The following is a 16,896-nucleotide window of genomic DNA, read 5'->3' as shown; positions in this document are numbered from 1 at the left end:
AATTCAGGAAGCACCCCGGAGCCGATCTGCCGGAGTGTGTTCAACATAGCCATCTGGTTCGCACCTCCACATCGCGATGGCTGGGGCTGGTCAATGCGGATCAAGCTCCAGCCTTCAGACCGGGGGCGTTGACGGCAGGCTGTCCGGCGGGCTCCAGCACGTCGAGCAGCGCATCCACCATGGCGGTGGTCGAGTGCCGTCCGCCCAGATCCGGGGTGCCGATGCCCTGGTGGCCGAGTGATTCGAGGCCGCGCTCCACCATCCGCACCGCCCCGGCGCAGCCCGCGTGCCGCTCGGCGATCATCGCCGCGGCGCGTACGGTCGCCACCGGGTTGACCGTGTCCGTTCCCGCCAGGTCGTCGGCGGAGCCGTGCACGGTCTGGTACTCGACCAGTCCGGCCACGTCGGGATGTAGATAGACGTTCTCGGTGCAGCGGTTCTCCTGGCGTTCGGAACCGAAGCGGTCCAGCAGGACCACGTGCATGATGTCGGCCCACTCGTTGCCCGCAATGATCACCGTGCGAGGGTGCGGGCCATGCTCGATCAGGTTGCGGTTCACCGTGTCAGGCTGGAACAGGTGGATCTCGACGCCGTGCCGCGCGGCGCTCTCGGCCACCCACTCGTCGAGGGCCCCGTCGAGCAGGTGGAACTTGTACGCCATGACGATCTGGTCGGCTCCGCCGTCCGGCCACTCCCGCCGCGCACGTCGTACGGCGAAGGCGATGATCTTCTCGGTGAGTTCCCGGCTGAACGTCATGGTGCGGATGAGCGCGCCCGGGACGTGGGTGTTCTCCCCGGTGTAGAAGCCCTGAGCCTGATCCCGGACCAGCAGCAGTGACGCGTCCGGGGTGGCGATGACGTCGACCTTCACCGCCTGCAGGCGCTGGCGGACCAGGTAGAGCGACTGGGCGTTGATCGCGGTACGGAAGACGGCGGGGACGTCGAGAGCGGCCCGGGTGCGGCAGAACTCCGCGTAGTGGTCGGCGTCCTCCCGGGTGAGTTCGCGAATCCGCTCGATCCTGGGGTCGGCCTTCAACGAGAAATAGGAGTGGTAAATCCGTTTCGACCGGGTAACAGTGATTCCGGCCGAATACCCGTCGGTGATTCCGGTCAGCACCCGCTCGAAGACCGTCGCGAGTTCGGGGCCCGTTCCCCGGCCGACGGCAAGTCCGATGACTGGTTCCACGCGTACTCCTTACGTCGAAGGCCGGATATGTCAGGCTGCCGTGATTCCGCTCAGATCGGCCTGCCGACCAGGTGATCGCCGGGAATTCCGGTCTTCTCCGGGCTGTAGTAGTCCTTGATGCCGGTGGCCCAGACCGAGACCATGATCTGGTCGGCGTCCGATGGCCCGAACGCGTCGAAGAGGGCGTCGATGTTCGCGCGCTCGAAGCCGATGGCCGTCATGAGCGCCACGAAGACACGCCGCTCGATGAGACCGTCGCCGTCCGGGTCGCCCAGCGCGGCCAGCGCCTCGGCGAAGTCGGTGATCGCCCCGTCGAAACGCTCCGGGGAGAGGACGCAGGCGGTGTACTCCTCGAAGCTGATGCGGTTGTCGTCGTTGGCGTCCAGTTCCGCGGCGAGAGTCATCCAATAACGGCGGAAGGCGGCGAGCATGGCGGTTTTGGCCGCGTCGTCGGAGTCAGGGGCCGCCGCGACGACACGCGCAGCCATGAGTTCGAAGTCCTCGGATTCGAGGTAGCCGGTGCCGTCCGCGTCGAGCAGGACGAAAATAAGCTTTACCCGATCGATGGCCGCTTTCTGCATATTCCATTACCTTTCTTTGGTCGCCACTCGAAATGAGTGATGAAATCGTGGCCCCGACTGTACACGATTATGTCGAGTCATGACTCGCGCATCTGCGGCGTGATTTGCCGTCAAAGAGGCTAAATGCGATTAATGGAATAAATGCGACCAAGCATTAAATAGCCTAATTACTCAAGCCATTTGTTTGACCGTCCCGACTGGTCGTCCATGCGTGGTCGCGGGAAAGGGGCGCCGCTCGGCGGCGAGCGCGGGAGAGGTTGGACGGGCGCGCTGACGAGAGCTACGCTACTGATCGTCCATGATGCAGAAAATACACATCTGTCGGTTAATTATATCACGAGGAGTGCTGTTGTCAAGCGAGGCGCTGCGTGCGGAGCAGGAGTACGTGTCGATGCTCTACGGCCGGCTCGACGAACTCCGCGAACACGTCACCGAACGGCTGACGCGGGTGCTCGCGACGCACGGCGGCAACGCGCAGGCACGTGTCGAGAGGGACGCCGCGCACGCCGCCTACACCGAACGCCTCGCCCAGCTCAACGCGGCCGAACACGGCCTGTGCTTCGGGCGGCTCGACATGCTCGACGGCGAACGCCGTCACATCGGCAGGATGGGCATGCTCGACGACGCCGGGGACGACGAGGAGACGGCCCCGCTGCTCATCGACTGGCGGGCACCGGCCGCCCGCCCGTTCTACCTCGCCACCGCGGTCACCTCGGAGGGCGTCCGGCTGCGCCGGCACATCAAGGGCCGCGATCGCACGGTGATCGAGATCCATGACGAGTTGCTCGACCTCGAATCCGCGGCGGGGGCCAGGCACGAGGGGCTGGCGGGCGAGGCCGCCCTGCTGGCCGCCCTGAACGCCGGCCGGACCGGCCGGATGACCGACATCGTCCAGACGATCCAGGCCGAGCAGGACCGCGTCATCCGGTCCGAGTACACCGGAGTGCTCGTCGTGCAGGGGGGACCGGGGACGGGAAAGACCGCGGTGGCGCTGCACCGCGCGGCCTACCTGCTCTACACCCGCCGGCAGCAGCTGGCACGGCGGGTGGTGCTGGTCATCGGACCGAACGCCACGTTCCTGCGCTACGTCGGGAACGTGCTTCCCGCGCTGGGCGAGACGAGCGTGCTCCTGTCGACCATCGGCGGGCTGTATCCCGGGGTGACCGCGGAACGCGAGGAGACGCCCGAGATCGCCGAGGTGAAGGGCCGGTCGGCGATGGCCGAGGTGGTCGCCGCCGCCGTACGCGACCGCGAGTGGGTGCCGGAGGACCACCTGGAGGTGGAGTACGAGAGACAGACGCTGCGCCTGGACCGGCGGACCTGCGAGCGGGCGCGCGACCTGGCGCGAGGTTCGCTGTCCCCGCACAACCCGGCCAGGCCGCTCGTGGTCCGGGAGATCAGCGGAGCTCTCGCCGAGCAGTACGCCGAACGCGTCGGCACCGATCCGTTCGACGGTGAGCTCCTGCTGGACGACGACCAGGTGGAGAGCATCCGCCGGGAGATGCTCACCGACGAGGCGGTCCTGGCCGCACTCGACGAGTTGTGGCCCGGCCTGACGCCGCAGCGACTGCTCACGGATCTGTTCGGCTCCCCGGACCGCATCGCCTCGGCGGCGCCGGGGTTCACCTCCGAGGATCGGGCGCTGCTGCTGCGGGAACCCGGCGGCGGCTGGTCGCCCGCCGATGTGCCGCTGCTGGACGAGGCGGCCGAACTGCTCGGCGAGGACAGCTGGGCGGAGCGGATCCGGCAGGAGTACGAACGGCGCGAGCGGGTCTCCTACGCCCAGGGCGTGCTGGACGTCGCGATGGGGTCGCGGGCCACCGACCTGGAGGAGGACCAGGAGGCCGAGATACTCACGGTCAACGACCTGGTCGACGCGGACACGCTCGCCGAGCGGCACCAGGAGGCGGACCACCGCACCTCGGCCGAGCGCGCGGCGGCCGACCGGACCTGGACGTTCGGCCACGTGATCGTTGACGAGGCGCAGGAGTTGTCGGAGATGGCCTGGCGGTTGCTGATGCGCAGATGCCCGGCCAGGTCGATGACCGTCGTCGGCGACCCGGCGCAGAGCGGCGATCCGGCAGGCACCCTGTCGTGGGGGCGGGTGCTCGACCCCTACGTCAAGGGGCGCTGGCGGCTTGAGAACCTCACCCGGAACTACCGGGTGCCGGCTGAGATCATGGCCGTCGCCGCCGATGTGCTGGCAAAGATCGACGCCGGCCTTGAGGCGCCCGTCTCGGTACGGGAGAGCGGCGTCGAGCCCTGGGGGCTCCGCGTGCCGCCGGAGGAGCTCGTCGACCGGCTGATCGAGGCCGTCGCGATCGAGGCCGCCGGGCTGACCGATCGGCGGCTGGCGGTCATCACGCCGGACTCGCTGCTGGAACCGCTCGGCCTCGCGATCGCGGCGGAGGTGCCGGAAGCGTCCGTCGGTGAGGACCCCGGTGCGCCCAGCCCCGTCGTCGTGCTGAACGTCAGGCAGGCCAAGGGCCTGGAGTTCGACGAGGTGCTGGTGGTCGAGCCGGGCCTGATCGTGGCCGAGTCGCCACGCGGGCTCAACAACCTGTACGTCGCCCTGACCCGCGCCACCCAGCGGCTGGGCGTGCTGCACAGCATGGAGCCTTCGCCGCCGTCGGCCATGCCGCGTGCGCTGGACGCGTGGCTGTTCGTGGAAGAGCGTGGGCCACATGTGCTGGCCATTCCCGGCACCGGCGATCCCGACCACCTGACCGACAACGTGGCCGCCGGCGCCCTGCGGCTCTCACCGGACGAGATGACCCGCCTCGACTCTCTTTAGAGGAGTAGGCATCGAGTGCGAGCGGCACGACTTCGGCCACTACGATTTGCCGATGTCGGCGGAAAGAGAACTCGTGAGCTCTGATACGCGGTTGTACGACCTGCTTCTCGCGCACGTCGAGCAATACGACGACGAGACCAGCCCATTCGAGCAGTTCGCCGTCCTCTGGTGCGAGGGCCGGGATCCGCGGTCGATCGCCGCCCTGCTCGGTGCCGACCTCGGCTCTGCCCGTATGTGCACCCTCGCCGGGGTCTGCGACGACCTGGACATTCAGTACGGTGACGGCGTGATCCTGGCCGGGCAAGCCGGTGCATGGGCTCTGATCCTCCAGGTGGCGGGTTGTGACGTCATACTCGACGAAAACCTCATGCGACTCTCCGAGGACGGCCGCCGGGCCCTGAGCGTGAGCTGGGACATCGGCGGTAACGAGGAAATCCACTACGCGGTGAACGGCACTGTGGCGGTGAGGCTCTCCTTCATCCTCCCCGAACACCGCACCGGGACGGATATGACCGCGCTGGATCCCTTCATGAACGGACTGAGGTTCGAGCTGGACGAGTACGGCGAGTCGATCGAGGAGAGCATCTCGTCGGCGTTTGTCCTGGCGGGCCGGGTGACCGGTGAGGAGATCCACGAGGCCTGGCTGGATTCCCCGCACGAGCGCTTCGTTATCCCGCGCACGCGTTGACGGCTGCTCGTGGTGATCGAAGTAGCCCGGTGGGATACGGCCGGTAGCTCGCATGGATGATGCCTGGGTGCCGACGGACGGCTCCGATTCCGAGGTGCGACGTCGTGCGGGCATGGATTTTCTTGTGGCAGTCCATCGGATTCGAAGCTCACCCAGGGTGTGTGGCTCGCACATGATCCGTGCGGGGTCGCTCTGTCCAGCGGGAAGTCGAGCTGTTCAGGGAGTGGAACAGGTGAGTCTCTTGGTGAACGCCCGGTTGATGGCGGGGTCGCGGCCGTTGACGTAGCGGGCGGTGGGTTGGTAGCCGATACCGGTGTAGAGGGCGAGGGCCGCGGTATTGCGTACGCCGGTCTCCAGGATGGAACGCTGGGCGCCAGTCTGTGTGGCGCGGTGTTCGAGCGCGGTCAGGATGCGTTCGCCCAGGCCGAGGCCGCGTAGGCGTGGGACGGTGTACATCTTCTTGATCTCGATGGTGTGGGTGGGTTCGTCGAAGGTGCGATAGCCGCCGCAGGTCACCGGGACGGTATTGAGGTAGCCGATGAGGAACAGGCCGTGGGGTGGGGTGTAGGAGGCGGGGTCGGCTTCGAAGGGGTAGGCGTAGCCGTAGCGCTGTTGCTGGTCGTCGAAGAGGGCGCGGACCAGGCGGGTGGCGTCCGGGTGGTCGTAGGGGCGGGGCCGGATGAGGAAGCGGGTGGCGATCATGTCTGGGCCAGGGCGGTGTCAAGGTGGGGGAGGAAGGCCGCGACCGCCGGGGAGCGGCTGCGGCGGGCGAAGGCGGGGCGTAGGCGGCGCAGGTAGGCGAGCGCGCGGACTGACTGGACCTCATCCAGCCGGGTGAGTGCGGCCCGGCCCGCGTCGACCGCCGCTTCGGCATCGCCGCGCAGTAGGTGGGCGTGGGTGAGGAAGGTGGCGTGCAGGAGGGCGGAGCGTGGGTAGTCGGGGCGGGCGCCGACTGTGGAGATCGGGGTGAGGAGGTTGATGGCCTCGTTGAGCAGGGGTTTGCGGTAGACGGTCATCTGCTCGCCCAGGACGACGAGGGCCTGCCCGGTCTCGGCGGTGAGTTGGTCGGGCTCCAGGTAGTAGAGGTAGGTCGGGGCGACCTCGGCTGAGTCCAGCAGTTGCCGGGCCTTCTCTGAGGCCTGGCGGAATGTGGAGAGGTCTCCGGCGGCGGCTGCGGCGGTGGCGACGCGGCCGGTGATCCGGGCTCGCGTGACGGGGTCGGCTGGGCAGTGGTGTTCGGCTGCCGAGGCGATGTGGACGGCTTCCTGGCCGTGGCCGGCGAAGGCGGAGATGTAGGCGAGCATGCCGATGGCGTTGGCGGCCCGGCCCAGCTCGCCCAGTCCTCGGGCGATGCGTTCGCTGAGGAGAAGGTAGCGTTCGGCGGCGCCGGGGCGTTGGGCGTCGAAGTGGACCCAGCCGACGAGTTGGGCGAGGTCGGCGACGATGGTCAGGAGCTGGTGTCCGATGGTGGGTTCGTAGTCGGCGCATTGGACCAGGTCGAGAACGTTGCGTAGTTCGCTGGTGATGTAGCGCAGGCTGAGTGTGCCGCCGCCGTGCTGGTCGTCGAGTTTGCGCAGTGCTTCGACGTGCGCGCCGATCAGTCGTACCTGGGGTGGCAGGACGCGGTCGCGGCCCGTGTGCCGGTGGGGTTGTGACACGGTGGCGTGCAGGCTGTCGAGTACGGCGGCGGCCAGGTCGGGTCCGGAGGCGGCGGCGACGTCGGCGTGTTTTCCGGTGCTGAGGCTCGTCAGGTCGCTGAGCGACTGGAGCATGTCCTCGACGTTCGCCGATGGGCCGAGAGTGGCGACGGCGGGCAGAGGTGAGGGCTGCCGGGACGGCCAGAGCTGTTCGGCCCGGATCATGCAGCCGAGGTGTTCGGAGAGCACGATGGCCGCCACCGAGGGGATGGGGTCGTAGGGCTTGTAGCCGTGCCGGACCCAGGCGTAGGGGGCGGTGGGGTCGATGCGCCGGGTGCCGAGGCCGCGTCCTTCCAGCCAGGAGTTGATCGCGGCGGCGAGCTGGCGCGGGTTCAACCGGGCCTCCCTGTCTCCAGCGAACGGTAGCTCGATGACTACAGCATGTGAATGGTCTTGGCAGTCAGGGCTGTTGACCTTCACGACCTTCACGGGGTGGTCGGGAGGTTCACGACCTTCACAGCGAAAAGTTCATCACTCTGCGTCGCGTCACTGGTCCATTGGGTGACGGACGGCGGGGCGGTATACGGCTCGCCGATAAGACCCGGGAGGTACGGCGTGGCCCCCTCGATCAGGCTCCACGACTACCGCGTACTGGTGAAGACCCTGCAGCCCGGCTCCGCCGCTCATCGGGCTCGGGCCGTCGTCAGGCAGGTGCTCCAGAACGCGGGCTTCGACGGTGAGGAACTCAGCGACGCCGAGAGCGCCGTTGCCGAGTTGGCCGCCAACGCCGAGGAGCACGGCTGGCAGCCCTTCGAGTTGCGCGTCGTCTTCGTGGACGGTGAGCCGTCCTGGTGCGAGGTCATCGACGCAGACCGGGACCTCGACGGTATCCCCGCCATCCTCGATCGGCTGCGCGCCTGCGGTGACGAACCCGATCTGAGCCTGTTCGCCGAACGCGGGCGCGGGCTGCTGCTGGTGCACGCACTGTCCAAGGGCCGCTGCCGGGCGTATGTGACCCGGATGTGCGCGACCGGGACCTCAGGTAAGGCCGTCGGGTTCGCGCTGCCCACCAAGACCGGTCCGTGTCCGAGTGCCCCCGTGCCGGATGACGGACCGCCCCAGAAGGCCGGTGCCCACCTTCCCACGCAACCGTGGGCACCGGCCTTCCTCGACCACTGCCCGCCTTCTTGACCTCAGGGCCGGTGGCGGTGACCAGGGGCTTTACGGATGGAGATCCAGGCCGGTGTGGGCCGCGAGGAAGGTGAGCATGTCGGCGGCCAGGGCGACCGCGCGGCCGGTCGCGCGGGAGCCGTGGCCGACGTCCCCCTCGTGGCGGAGCAGGATCGGCCGTGAGCCCGAGGTCGCCCACTGCAGGGCCGCGCACATCTTGCGCGCGTGCAGCGGATCGACGCGGGAGTCGCCGCCGAAGGTGGTCAGCAGCGTCGCCGGGTAGTCGACGCCCTCGGCGACGCGGTGGTAGGGGGAGTAGCCCAGCAGCCGGCCCAGCTGCTCGGGGTCGTCGGCCGAGCCGTACTCCGAACGCCAGGCCGGGCCGAGCCCCGAGCGTTCGTAGCGGACCATGTCGAGCAGCGGTGCCGAGCAGACCGCGGCGGCGAACAGGTCGGGGCGCTGGGTCAGCGCGGCGCCGACCAGTAGCCCGCCGTTGGACTCGCCGCAGGCGCCCAGCTGCGCGGGAGTGGTCCAGCCGCCGGAGACGAGCGCCTCGGCCGCCGCCGCGAAGTCGTCGAAGACGTTCTGCTTGCGCTCCAGCATGCCGTCGCGGTGCCAGGCGGCGCCCTCCTCGCCGCCGCCGCGCAGCTGGGCGAGGGCGAACACCCCGCCGGCCTCGACCCAGGGCAGGATGTAGCCGGAGTACGAGGGGGTGAGCGAGAGCCCGAAGCCGCCGTAGCCGTACAGGATCGTGGGCCGGGGTCCCGAGCCGGGCCGGGCCAGCACGACCATCCGCACCGGGGTGCCGTCCGCCGAGGCGAAGACCACCTGCCGGGCCTCCAGCTGCGGCACCTGCACCGCGCCGGGCGCGGCGCTCCACAGCGAGGTCCGCCCGGTACGGGTGTCGTAGCGGTGCACGCTCGGCGGAGTGACGCTGTCGGTGTAGGTGAACCAGACCTCGTGGCCGCCCTCGGGACGGGTGGACATCGCGCCGGCCGAGCCGAGCCCCGGCAGCGGCACCAGGCCGCGCCGCTCCCCGGTCGCCAGGTCGTGGACGCTGATCTCGCCGACCGCGTGCCGGGTCCAGCCGACGAGCAGCGTCTGCCCGGCGATCGCGAACTCGCCGATCACCGCCTCCGGGTCCTCGCCGACCAGCTCGATCCAGTGCTCGGTGCCAGGCCGCGCGGGGTCGGCCACGCAGAGCCGTCCCCGTGGCGCGTCCAGGGTGGTGAGCAGGTACAGGCGCCCGTCGCGGCCGACCGCGGGCACCGTCACCGCGCCCGCCGCCCGCTGGACGACCCGCAGGTCAGGGCGCTCGGGGGAGGAGGTGGACAGGTCGGCCAGCCAGAGGTCGTTGCCGTCGTCCGCCGTCGCCGAGACGGTCAGCCAGCGCCCGTTGTAGCTGATCCCCAGCCCGTAGGAGCGGTCCTCGCCCATGATCACGGCATCGTCCTCGGCCGGGGTGCCGAGCCGGTGCAGGCGGACCTGGCGGGCGCGGACGTAGAAGAACGCCTTACCGTCGGGCAGCCACGCCACCGGCGCGTACCGGCAGCGATCGATCGGGCCGTCGACCACCCGCCGGGTGGCGACGTCCATCACCCGCAGCTCCGAGCGCTCGTCGCCGTGCGTGGAGAGCTGGTAGGCCATCAGCCGGCCGTCCGAGTCGGGCTGCCAGTGGTCGAGCGTGGTCAGCCCGCTCGGGTCCAGCTCCATCGGGTCGATCAGCGCCTCCTCGACCCCGTCGGGGCCGGTGCGATAGAGGACCGCGTGCTCCTGGTCGGCCGTACGGCGCAGCAGGAACCGGCTCCCACCGCGCCACATCGGCACGCCGACCATCCCGGCGCCGGTCAGCGCGGCCACCCGCGCGTGCCACAGCTCGCGCCCGGGCAGCGCGGCGGCGTGGCCGCGCCACAGCTCCTCCTGGGCCGACATCCAGCCCCGCGTCTCCGGGCTGTCCGCGTCTTCCAGCCAGCGGTACGGGTCGGGCACCATGTGGCCGTGCAGGTGGTCGACGACCGGTTGCCGCTCGGCGGGAGGATAGATCATCGAATCTCCTTCGGCGTGGACACCCAGGGCTCTGGCTTCGGGGAGAGTCAAGGCACCAGCTCCTGTCTGCTCGACGGATTCCACTGTCCGGCCAGGTCGGCGTAGAGCGGGGAGGCGGCGAGCATCTCCTCGTGTGTGCCCAGCCGGACGCTGGTGCCGTCCATCACGAGGATCCGCCGCGCACGCAGGGCGGAGGTCAGCCGGTGGGCGATGACGAGGAGCGTGCCGCCCCGGCGGGCGAACGCCTCCTCCGCACGGGCCTCGGCCGCCGGGTCCAGATGGCAGGTCGCCTCGTCGAGGATCGCCAGCCGGGCCGGGGCCAGGTAGGCGCGGGCCAGGGCGACCAGCTGCTGCTCGGCGGGTGAGAGCAGGCCGGAGTCGATCTCGGCGGAGTAGCCGCCCAGCCGCGCCACCAGGTTCGTCAGGCCGACCGCGGCCACGGCCTCGTCCACCGCCTCCTTCGGGGCGTCGGACAGGTAGGTCAGGTTCTCCAGCAGGGAGGCGCGAAAGACGTACGCCTGCTGGGGGATGAGCACCCGGTCGGCGGGGTCGAGGCGGTCGGCGGGCACGCCGCCCACCATGATCTGGCCGGAGTCCGGCGGCAGTACGCCGGTCAGCAGTGCGGCGAGGGTGGACTTGCCGATGCCGCTCGGCCCGACCACGGCGATGTGGTCCCCCTCGGGGACCGACAGGTCGAGGCGGTCGATCACCGGTTCGGCGTGCGGGCCGTAGGCGAACGTCACGCCGCGCAGCTCGGCACCTCCGCTCTCGGCCGCGAGCCGCCCGCGTGCCCGTACGGGCGGGTCGCCGTCGCGCAGCAGCCGGTCGAGTGCCACCCGGAGCCGGACGCCGTTGATCCCCAGCCCCTCCACGAGGTTGCCGAGCGCGGGCGCCAGCGACTGGGTGACGTAGGCCAGCGCGCCCAGGATCACCCCGGCGCCCGCGCCCTCGCGGAGCAGCCAGGGGGTCCCGGCCAGCACCAGCAGTACCGGCAGCCAGCCGCCCACCGCCAGTGACGCGGTGCGCAGCGCGGTCACCCGCGCCAGCGACCTGGCCGCGCGGGCCTGCTCGGTCACCCGGAGGCCGACGTCACCCGCGACCCGTTCCTCGGCCCGGCAGGCGGCGATGTCGCGCAGCCCGCCCACCATGCCGGCCAGTGCCCCGGCGGTACGCTCGTCGGCCAGGATGAAGTCCCGCTGCCGCCTGGCCAGGGCGCGCAGCGACAGTGAGAAGAGGACGAGGCCCGCGCAGAACGGCGGCAGCACCAGCGCGAGCACCCCGGGGACGAGGGTCGCCAGCCCGAGCACCACGCTCACCACGGTGAACGCGAACGACCTGACCACGGTGATGACCGAGGCGAAGGCGTCGCGGGCCAGCTCGACCTGGAGGTTGGCGCGGGCCACCGCTCCCGCCCCCGGCCCCTGCCCGGAGGCGGCCGAGTGGCGCAGCGCGTCGTCGACGACATGCGCGAGCAGTTCCTCGCGGAACGGCTCCACGATCGCGGCGACGGCCAGCACCACCTGACGCGCGCCGACGGCGGCCAGCAGCCAGGCACCGCCGAGCAGGGCCAGCCAGGCGAACCCGGTCGTGGGGCGTCCCGCGCCGAAGCCGTCGTCGATCGCCCGCGCGATGGCCAGGCCGATGACCAGCGCGGGCGCGGTCTCCGCCACGGACCAGCCCGCGAGCCTGACCAGCTGGTACGGGTCCCTGCCGAGCGCCCGCCGGATGGGCCGGTTCACCGGGCGCCCACCCGGGTCTGAGGTGATCATGAGGCACCCGCCTGGAAGACGGCGCGGTAGGCCGGGTCGGCCCAGAGGGCATGGTGGCTGCCGCAGGCGCGTACCCGGCCGTCGTCCAGCCAGATCACCCGGTCGGCGGCCGCGGCGGTCGCCACCCGGTGGGTCACGATCAGACGGGTGCGGTCGCGCAGCTCCCCGGACAGTGCCCGGGCGACCTGGCGCTCGGTGACGGTGTCCAGGCTTGAGGTGGCGTCGTCCAGGATGAGCAGGCGCCGCCCCTGTGCGAAGGCGCGGGCCAGGCCGAGCCTTTGCCGCTCACCGCCGGACATGGGCGCCTCCGGTAGTGGTGTGTCGTATCCGAGCGGGAGGCGCCGGACGAAGGCGTCGGCGCGGGCCGCCCGCGCGGCGGCCCGCACGACCTCCCTGTTCGCGCCTGGCTGTTCGACCCGGCCGTTCCCGGTGCGGCGGCTGTGGCGGCCGGTGCCGGGGCCGGGGGGGCGGGCGGGGGTGTCGGTGCCCAGGGCGATGGCGGCGGCGACGGTGTCGCCGAGCAGGACCGGGCGCTCGAAGGCGTACCCGACGGCTCGGCGGAGCGCCTCGCGGGAGAGTTCCGGCAGCGGGACGCCGTCGAGGTGGACCGTGCCGTGGCGCGGGTCCACCAGCCGTCCGGCGACCGCGGCGAGCAGCGACTTGCCGGCGCCCGAGCGGCCGACCACGGCCACCGCCTGCCCGCCGGGGATGATGAGGTCCAGCTCGCGCAGGCCGCCCGCGTCCACGCCGCGGAGCTCCAGCGTGCCGGGACCCGGCGGCAGCGGTCGCGTCCCGTAGGCCCGGGGGCTCTCGGCGACCAGCTCCTCCACCCTGGCGGCGGCGGCCCGCGCCCTGGCCAGGCGGCCGACGTAGCCAAGCGCCGAGCCGAGGCCGGCGCCGAGCACGACGTAGCGGGCGGCGGCGTACAGCTCGCCGGCCGTGAGGTCTCCGGCGGCCAGTCGCAGCCCGCCCACCCCGAGCACGGCGACCTCCAGCAGCGGGACCACGGCACCGGCCTGCACGCCGGCCCGCGCGTTGGCCCGCCACATGGCCATGGCATGCCTGCGCAGCAGGGGCAGCGCGGTCAGCACCCGCGCCCGCTCCCGGTCGGCGGTATCGGCCGCGGCGATCGTACGGGCCCCGGCGAGCGCGTCGACGAGCCGGGCGGCGATGTCGCCCTGCGCCGCCTGGTAGTCGCTCGCGATCGCGGTGCTCACGGTGAGGAAGGCCCGCAGGACGAGCGCGATGAGGACGAGCCCGACGACCAGCGTCGCGGTCAGCAGGGGGTCGATGAGGGTGAGGGCCACGATGCCGCCCGCGGTGGGGATGACCAGCGCCGCCCCGGTGACGAGCGACTCGGGGACGTGCCCGATCTCCTCGGTGTTCAGGCCCATCCGGGTGACCAGGTCCCCCTCGGGGAACCGGCGGGTGATCGCCGGCCCGATGCCGAGGACGCCGCGCACCACCCGTTCCCTGAGCCAGGCCGAGGAACGCGCGCCGCTCGATCCCGAGGCCCAGACGCCGAGGGTGTCGCAGGCCACGGTCAGGATCACCACGCCCGCGCAGGCACCGAGCCAGGTCGTCGCGCCCGTGCCGTCGGCCACGAGCGCGTCGACGGTCCTGCCCAGTACCAGTGGGAGCGCGAGCTGGGCGAACGCGCCCAGCACGGAGGTGACCGCGAGGACGGCCAGCCAGGGTCCGCCACGCCGTACGGTCTCGGCCACCAGCCGGTCGGCTGCCCGCACGGTCCCTCCTTCCTGGAACGGGTGTGCCCGGGGCGGCCGCCGTCGCTGGCCGTCCCGGGCACGGGGTATCACTAGTGGCAGAGCAGCAGGCTCAGGTTGCTGGGCCGGCCGGACTCGCAGCCCAGGACGGTGAGGGTGCTGCCGCCACCGCCGCCGCCGCCGTGGCCGCCGCCGGGGGTCTCCAGGGACTGCAGGTCGAGAAGGATCATGGGAATGGCTCCGTTTCTAGGTTCTCTGGGTTTTCGTGGAACGGGAGGGCTAGTGGCAGAGCAGCAGGCTCAGGTTGCTGGGCCGGCCGGACTGGCAGCCGAGGACGGTGAGGGTGCTGCCGCCACCGCCGCCGCCGCCGTGGCCGCCGCCGGGGGTCTCCAGGGACTGCAGGTCGAGAAGAACCATGGGATTGCCTCACTTCTGGTGGTGGGAACCGATATGGAAAGGGCTAGTGGCAGAGCAGCAGGCTCAGGTTGCTGGGCCGGCCGGACTGGCAGCCGAGGACGGTGAGGGTGCTGCCACCGCCGCCGCCGGAGCCGCCACCGGGGGTTTCCAGGGACTGCAGGTCGAGAAGAACCATGTCGTTACACCTCCTTCGGTGAGTCGCAGGAGCCAAACCGCCCGGCGGATCCGTGCGCGGACGCCCAGGCAGGGGCGTTCGTGCCGCCGGGCGGCTCGATGAAGGGGAGGAACGCCGGCCGGTCGTGCAGCACGGCGCTCATCGCGAACAGGACTCCGGCCGTGCCGGTCGCGAAGTCCATGGAGAGCCTGAGCAGCTGGTCGCCGGGGAAGGCCAGCCCGCCGCCGTGGGGCAGCGCGTGCCAGCCGAGCCCGCGCAGCTGCGCGGCCAGGTCTGTGTGGTCGGTGCGGGGGGTCTCGGGTCCCAGGCCCCAGCCGAGGGCGGCGAGCACGCCGCTCCTGCCGGTGAACAGGCCGGACTGCACGAAGTACCGTCCCCGGGTGACGAGCCGGCAGCCGTCGAGCGCGGTACGGAGGTCCGCGTCGTGGCGATGGGCCAGGTAGCGGGCGAGCACCATGCCGATGCCCACGGACCCCTCGTCCAGGTAGGGCAGCGTGCGCCAGCCCTGGTCGACCTGGAGGGTTCCGTCCTCGCCGGTGACGCAGCGCCGCAGGTCCTGCCGGAGCGCCACGGCCGCCCGGTCGAGCAGCGACGTGTCGCCGGTGCGCTCGTAGGCGTGCAGGAAGAGAAGGGCGGGCCCGGAGGAGCCGTACATCAGCCCGGCGCGGGGATGGCTGCCGCCGCTGATCTTCGGCACGTCGTCGGGCCCGCCCAGCCTGTCGGAGCAGATGTCGACGATCCGCAGGGCAAGGTCGGCGAAGGTCCGTTCGCCGGTGGTGAGGCCCAGATGGAGAAGGTTCAGGCCCATGCCCGCCAGGCCGCCGAACAGCCCCAGCTCCAGCGCCTCCCACTTCTCGCGCAGGCACAGGTCGACGGTGTCGATCGCGTCCTGGCGGTGCCCGAGCAGGTCGAGGACGTAGGCGACGCCGTGCAGCCCGTCGTAGAAACCGACACCGGTCCCCGGAGCGGGGGCCAGCGCCCTGCGGCGCAGCCAGTCCTCGTGGGCCGGGAGGCGCTCGGCCCCGGTCACCGCCAGCGCGTAGAGCACGCCCGCGGCGCCGTACGCGAGGTTGACGCCCCCGCCAGGCTGGAACTGGGCGACGTCGCCTGGGAAGAGCCGGTCGTCGCGGTCGGGAGTGGCGCTCGCCAGGATGGCCCGGGTCATCGCCTCCTTGAGTTTGGGCCAGCCGTCGTGGCCCGGCCTCGGGAACGGTGTGACCGCCGCCGGGGTAGGGCCCGCGACGGTCAGGACCGCCTCGTCGATCACCTCGGGCGGCACCGGAAAGGTCTCGGTGATGAGCCTGGCCAGGTCGACCACCTTGGCGCGGTCGAGCGGCAGCATGATCGTGAGCTGGGGGGCGAACAGGCCGAGGCAGAGGCAGGCGAGGGCGTAGCGGTCGACGTCCGTGCCCTGCCGGTCGGCTGGCGCGCCGAACGCCGGATGGGCGAGCGCCGCGCGGCCGCGATCGGTGCTGAGGGTCGCCACCTCGTAGTCGATCAGTACCAGGCGGCCGCCCTCGGTCACCAGGATGTTGTTCGGGTGCAGGTCGCCGAAGACCACCCCGCGTCCGTGCAGGGACTCGATCGCCCGTCGCACCTTGGGAAGCGTGTCGAGCACCCAGGCGGTGTACTCGGCGAGGGCCGCCCCGTCGCAGGTGGCCCTGGTCAGCGGGTATCTCTGGACGAGCTGCCGCTGGAGCGGGTTGCCGTCGACGAACTCCTCGACCAGGAAGTGGTGGTCTCCCAGGGTGAAGTAGTCGATCAGCGCGGGCACCGCGTCCAGCCCGGACAGGTGCTCCAGCATGTCGCGCTCGTGTGCCAGCCGAGCCACGGCGTCCCGGCCGGCGGCGTCGAGACCGGCGTGCGGGCGGGCCTCCTTCAGCACGACCCGCTCCCCGGTGCGCAGGTCCTCGCCGAGGTAGACGCCGCCGCCGTTGGAGAACTGCATGACGCCCTCGACCCGATACGGCAGGTTCTCGGTGGTGACCGCGTTGCGGGCGGCCAGGTGGGGTTCGAGGAAGCCGGGCAGCGTCACCCAGGACGGCACGCCGAAGGAGGGCTCGCGCACGTCGGGGACCAGCCGCCCCTCGCCGTCCTCCATGGCCGGCACCAGCTCGCCGTTGCCGGCCAGGCAGCGCCGCCCGGCGAACCCGCCGTACCGCACGAAGAGCGGGCCCTCGCCGTAGCGGAGGTCGCTGAGGATGTAGGGCCCCTCGACGCCCGCGAGCAGCTCGTCGAGCTCCTTCAGGGTGAGCTCCAGCTGTGCCTCGTCCACCGGGTAGATCGTCACGAGCTTGCCGCTGGCACCGCGGGGGGCGGCCTTGGAGTTCAGCATGGTCATGACCGGCAGGCTGCGCAGGAACTTGAACGCGATGCCGCGGGGGACGCAGTAGTCCCAGACCGTCTCCATGGCGCGCTCGGCATCCTCGGTACGGGCCGAGACATGGACCTTCCAGCCCTGGGCGGGGATGCGGCCCGCGAGCGGCGCGTAGTGCATCCAGGTGTCGGTCGCCTGGTGCTGCCAGCCGTCCGGGACCTCCCGGGCCGCGAGCGCGAAGTCGGGGTGGTCGCTCCGCCGGCCGTCAAGCGTGTCGTAAAAAAGCGGGTCCGCCAGGCAATAAAGCTCATACTGGTCATCCACGGCATTCTCCCCTGCTGTCTTCCAGAAGAGAGAATTACGGATAACCCGAGAAACCACTAGTTACAAAC

The 16,896-nt window shown here is 71.2% G+C and carries 14 protein-coding genes; 3 read left to right on the top strand and 11 right to left on the bottom strand.

What is annotated here, in order from left to right; genetic code table 11:
* Positions 1 to 100: 100 nt before the first annotated feature.
* The gene (locus ACQP0P_RS31035) at positions 101 to 1,186 is read right to left on the bottom strand and encodes an isocitrate/isopropylmalate family dehydrogenase (RefSeq protein WP_433361292.1); all 1,086 of its coding nucleotides are present in this window, start codon (positions 1,184 to 1,186) and stop codon (positions 101 to 103) included.
* Between the two features lie 50 nt (positions 1,187 to 1,236).
* Positions 1,237 to 1,767, bottom strand: coding sequence for an EF-hand domain-containing protein (locus tag ACQP0P_RS31030; protein WP_433361289.1), 531 nt, complete (start codon positions 1,765 to 1,767; stop codon positions 1,237 to 1,239).
* Positions 1,768 to 2,110: 343 nt separating this feature from the next.
* On the opposite strand from ACQP0P_RS31030, the gene ACQP0P_RS31025 reads away from it, so the two are divergent.
* Both ACQP0P_RS31025 and ACQP0P_RS31020 read left to right on the top strand, forming a co-directional pair.
* Positions 2,111 to 4,561 carry an AAA family ATPase gene (locus ACQP0P_RS31025; RefSeq protein WP_433361286.1) on the top strand — a complete coding sequence of 817 codons (2,451 nt, stop codon included), beginning with the start codon at positions 2,111 to 2,113 and terminating at the stop codon, positions 4,559 to 4,561.
* A gap of 73 nt (positions 4,562 to 4,634) precedes the next feature.
* On the top strand, positions 4,635 to 5,249 hold the full coding sequence (locus ACQP0P_RS31020) for a DUF6461 domain-containing protein (RefSeq protein WP_433361283.1): 615 nt from the start codon (positions 4,635 to 4,637) through the stop codon (positions 5,247 to 5,249).
* A 216-nt stretch (positions 5,250 to 5,465) separates the two neighbouring features.
* Here ACQP0P_RS31020 and ACQP0P_RS31015 read toward each other — a convergent pair whose 3' ends face one another.
* Positions 5,466 to 5,951: a GNAT family N-acetyltransferase gene (locus tag ACQP0P_RS31015; RefSeq protein ID WP_433361280.1), complete on the bottom strand. Its 486-nt coding sequence runs from the start codon at positions 5,949 to 5,951 to the stop codon at positions 5,466 to 5,468.
* Complete coding sequence (locus ACQP0P_RS31010) at positions 5,948 to 7,282, bottom strand: hypothetical protein (protein ID WP_433361278.1); 1,335 nt, start codon at positions 7,280 to 7,282, stop codon at positions 5,948 to 5,950. Before ACQP0P_RS31010 ends, ACQP0P_RS31015 begins: the two co-directional genes overlap by 4 nt.
* Positions 7,283 to 7,501: 219 nt before the next feature.
* On the opposite strand from ACQP0P_RS31010, the gene ACQP0P_RS31005 reads away from it, so the two are divergent.
* Positions 7,502 to 8,077, top strand: coding sequence for an ATP-binding protein (locus ACQP0P_RS31005; RefSeq protein ID WP_433361275.1), 576 nt, complete (start codon positions 7,502 to 7,504; stop codon positions 8,075 to 8,077).
* Between the two features lie 30 nt (positions 8,078 to 8,107).
* Here the strand turns inward: ACQP0P_RS31005 and ACQP0P_RS31000 are convergent, their stop codons facing one another.
* The 7 genes from ACQP0P_RS31000 to lanKC all read right to left on the bottom strand — a co-directional run bounded on the left by ACQP0P_RS31000 (position 8,108) and on the right by lanKC (position 16,828).
* Complete coding sequence (locus tag ACQP0P_RS31000; RefSeq protein WP_433361272.1) at positions 8,108 to 10,102, bottom strand: prolyl oligopeptidase family serine peptidase; 1,995 nt, start codon at positions 10,100 to 10,102, stop codon at positions 8,108 to 8,110.
* A 47-nt stretch (positions 10,103 to 10,149) separates the two neighbouring features.
* A complete protein-coding gene (locus ACQP0P_RS30995) occupies positions 10,150 to 11,841 on the bottom strand; it encodes an ATP-binding cassette domain-containing protein (RefSeq protein ID WP_433361269.1) in 1,692 nt (563 codons plus the stop codon).
* Positions 11,842 to 11,867: 26 nt separating this feature from the next.
* Positions 11,868 to 13,616 (bottom strand): ABC transporter ATP-binding protein, encoded by a 1,749-nt coding sequence (locus ACQP0P_RS30990; protein WP_433361266.1) that lies wholly within the window; start codon positions 13,614 to 13,616, stop codon positions 11,868 to 11,870.
* Between the two features lie 71 nt (positions 13,617 to 13,687).
* Positions 13,688 to 13,825 (bottom strand): SapB/AmfS family lanthipeptide, encoded by a 138-nt coding sequence (locus tag ACQP0P_RS30985; protein ID WP_433361263.1) that lies wholly within the window; start codon positions 13,823 to 13,825, stop codon positions 13,688 to 13,690.
* Positions 13,826 to 13,874: 49 nt separating this feature from the next.
* Positions 13,875 to 14,012 (bottom strand): SapB/AmfS family lanthipeptide, encoded by a 138-nt coding sequence (locus tag ACQP0P_RS30980; RefSeq protein WP_433361260.1) that lies wholly within the window; start codon positions 14,010 to 14,012, stop codon positions 13,875 to 13,877.
* 43 nt (positions 14,013 to 14,055) lie between these two features.
* On the bottom strand, positions 14,056 to 14,187 hold the full coding sequence (locus ACQP0P_RS30975) for a SapB/AmfS family lanthipeptide (protein WP_350916758.1): 132 nt from the start codon (positions 14,185 to 14,187) through the stop codon (positions 14,056 to 14,058).
* A gap of 4 nt (positions 14,188 to 14,191) precedes the next feature.
* Complete coding sequence (gene lanKC, locus ACQP0P_RS30970) at positions 14,192 to 16,828, bottom strand: class III lanthionine synthetase LanKC (RefSeq protein ID WP_433361256.1); 2,637 nt, start codon at positions 16,826 to 16,828, stop codon at positions 14,192 to 14,194.
* Between the last annotated feature and the right edge of the window lie 68 nt (positions 16,829 to 16,896).

The sequence above is a fragment of the Streptosporangium sp. CA-115845 genome (assembly GCF_050943795.1).
GTDB lineage: Bacteria > Actinomycetota > Actinomycetes > Streptosporangiales > Streptosporangiaceae > Streptosporangium.
Note: the sequence above shows the minus strand (reverse complement) of the source record. Positions and strands in the feature narration are given on the sequence as shown.

Coding starts and splice junctions, on each gene's coding strand:
- ACQP0P_RS30980 (WP_433361260.1), bottom strand. CDS start 14,012: ATGGTTCTTCTCGACCTGCAGTCCCTGGAGACCCCCGGCGGCGGCCAC.
- ACQP0P_RS31000 (WP_433361272.1), bottom strand. CDS start 10,102: ATGATCTATCCTCCCGCCGAGCGGCAACCGGTCGTCGACCACCTGCAC.
- ACQP0P_RS31015 (WP_433361280.1), bottom strand. CDS start 5,951: ATGATCGCCACCCGCTTCCTCATCCGGCCCCGCCCCTACGACCACCCG.
- ACQP0P_RS30975 (WP_350916758.1), bottom strand. CDS start 14,187: ATGGTTCTTCTCGACCTGCAGTCCCTGGAAACCCCCGGTGGCGGCTCC.
- ACQP0P_RS31030 (WP_433361289.1), bottom strand. CDS start 1,767: ATGCAGAAAGCGGCCATCGATCGGGTAAAGCTTATTTTCGTCCTGCTC.
- ACQP0P_RS30985 (WP_433361263.1), bottom strand. CDS start 13,825: ATGATCCTTCTCGACCTGCAGTCCCTGGAGACCCCCGGCGGCGGCCAC.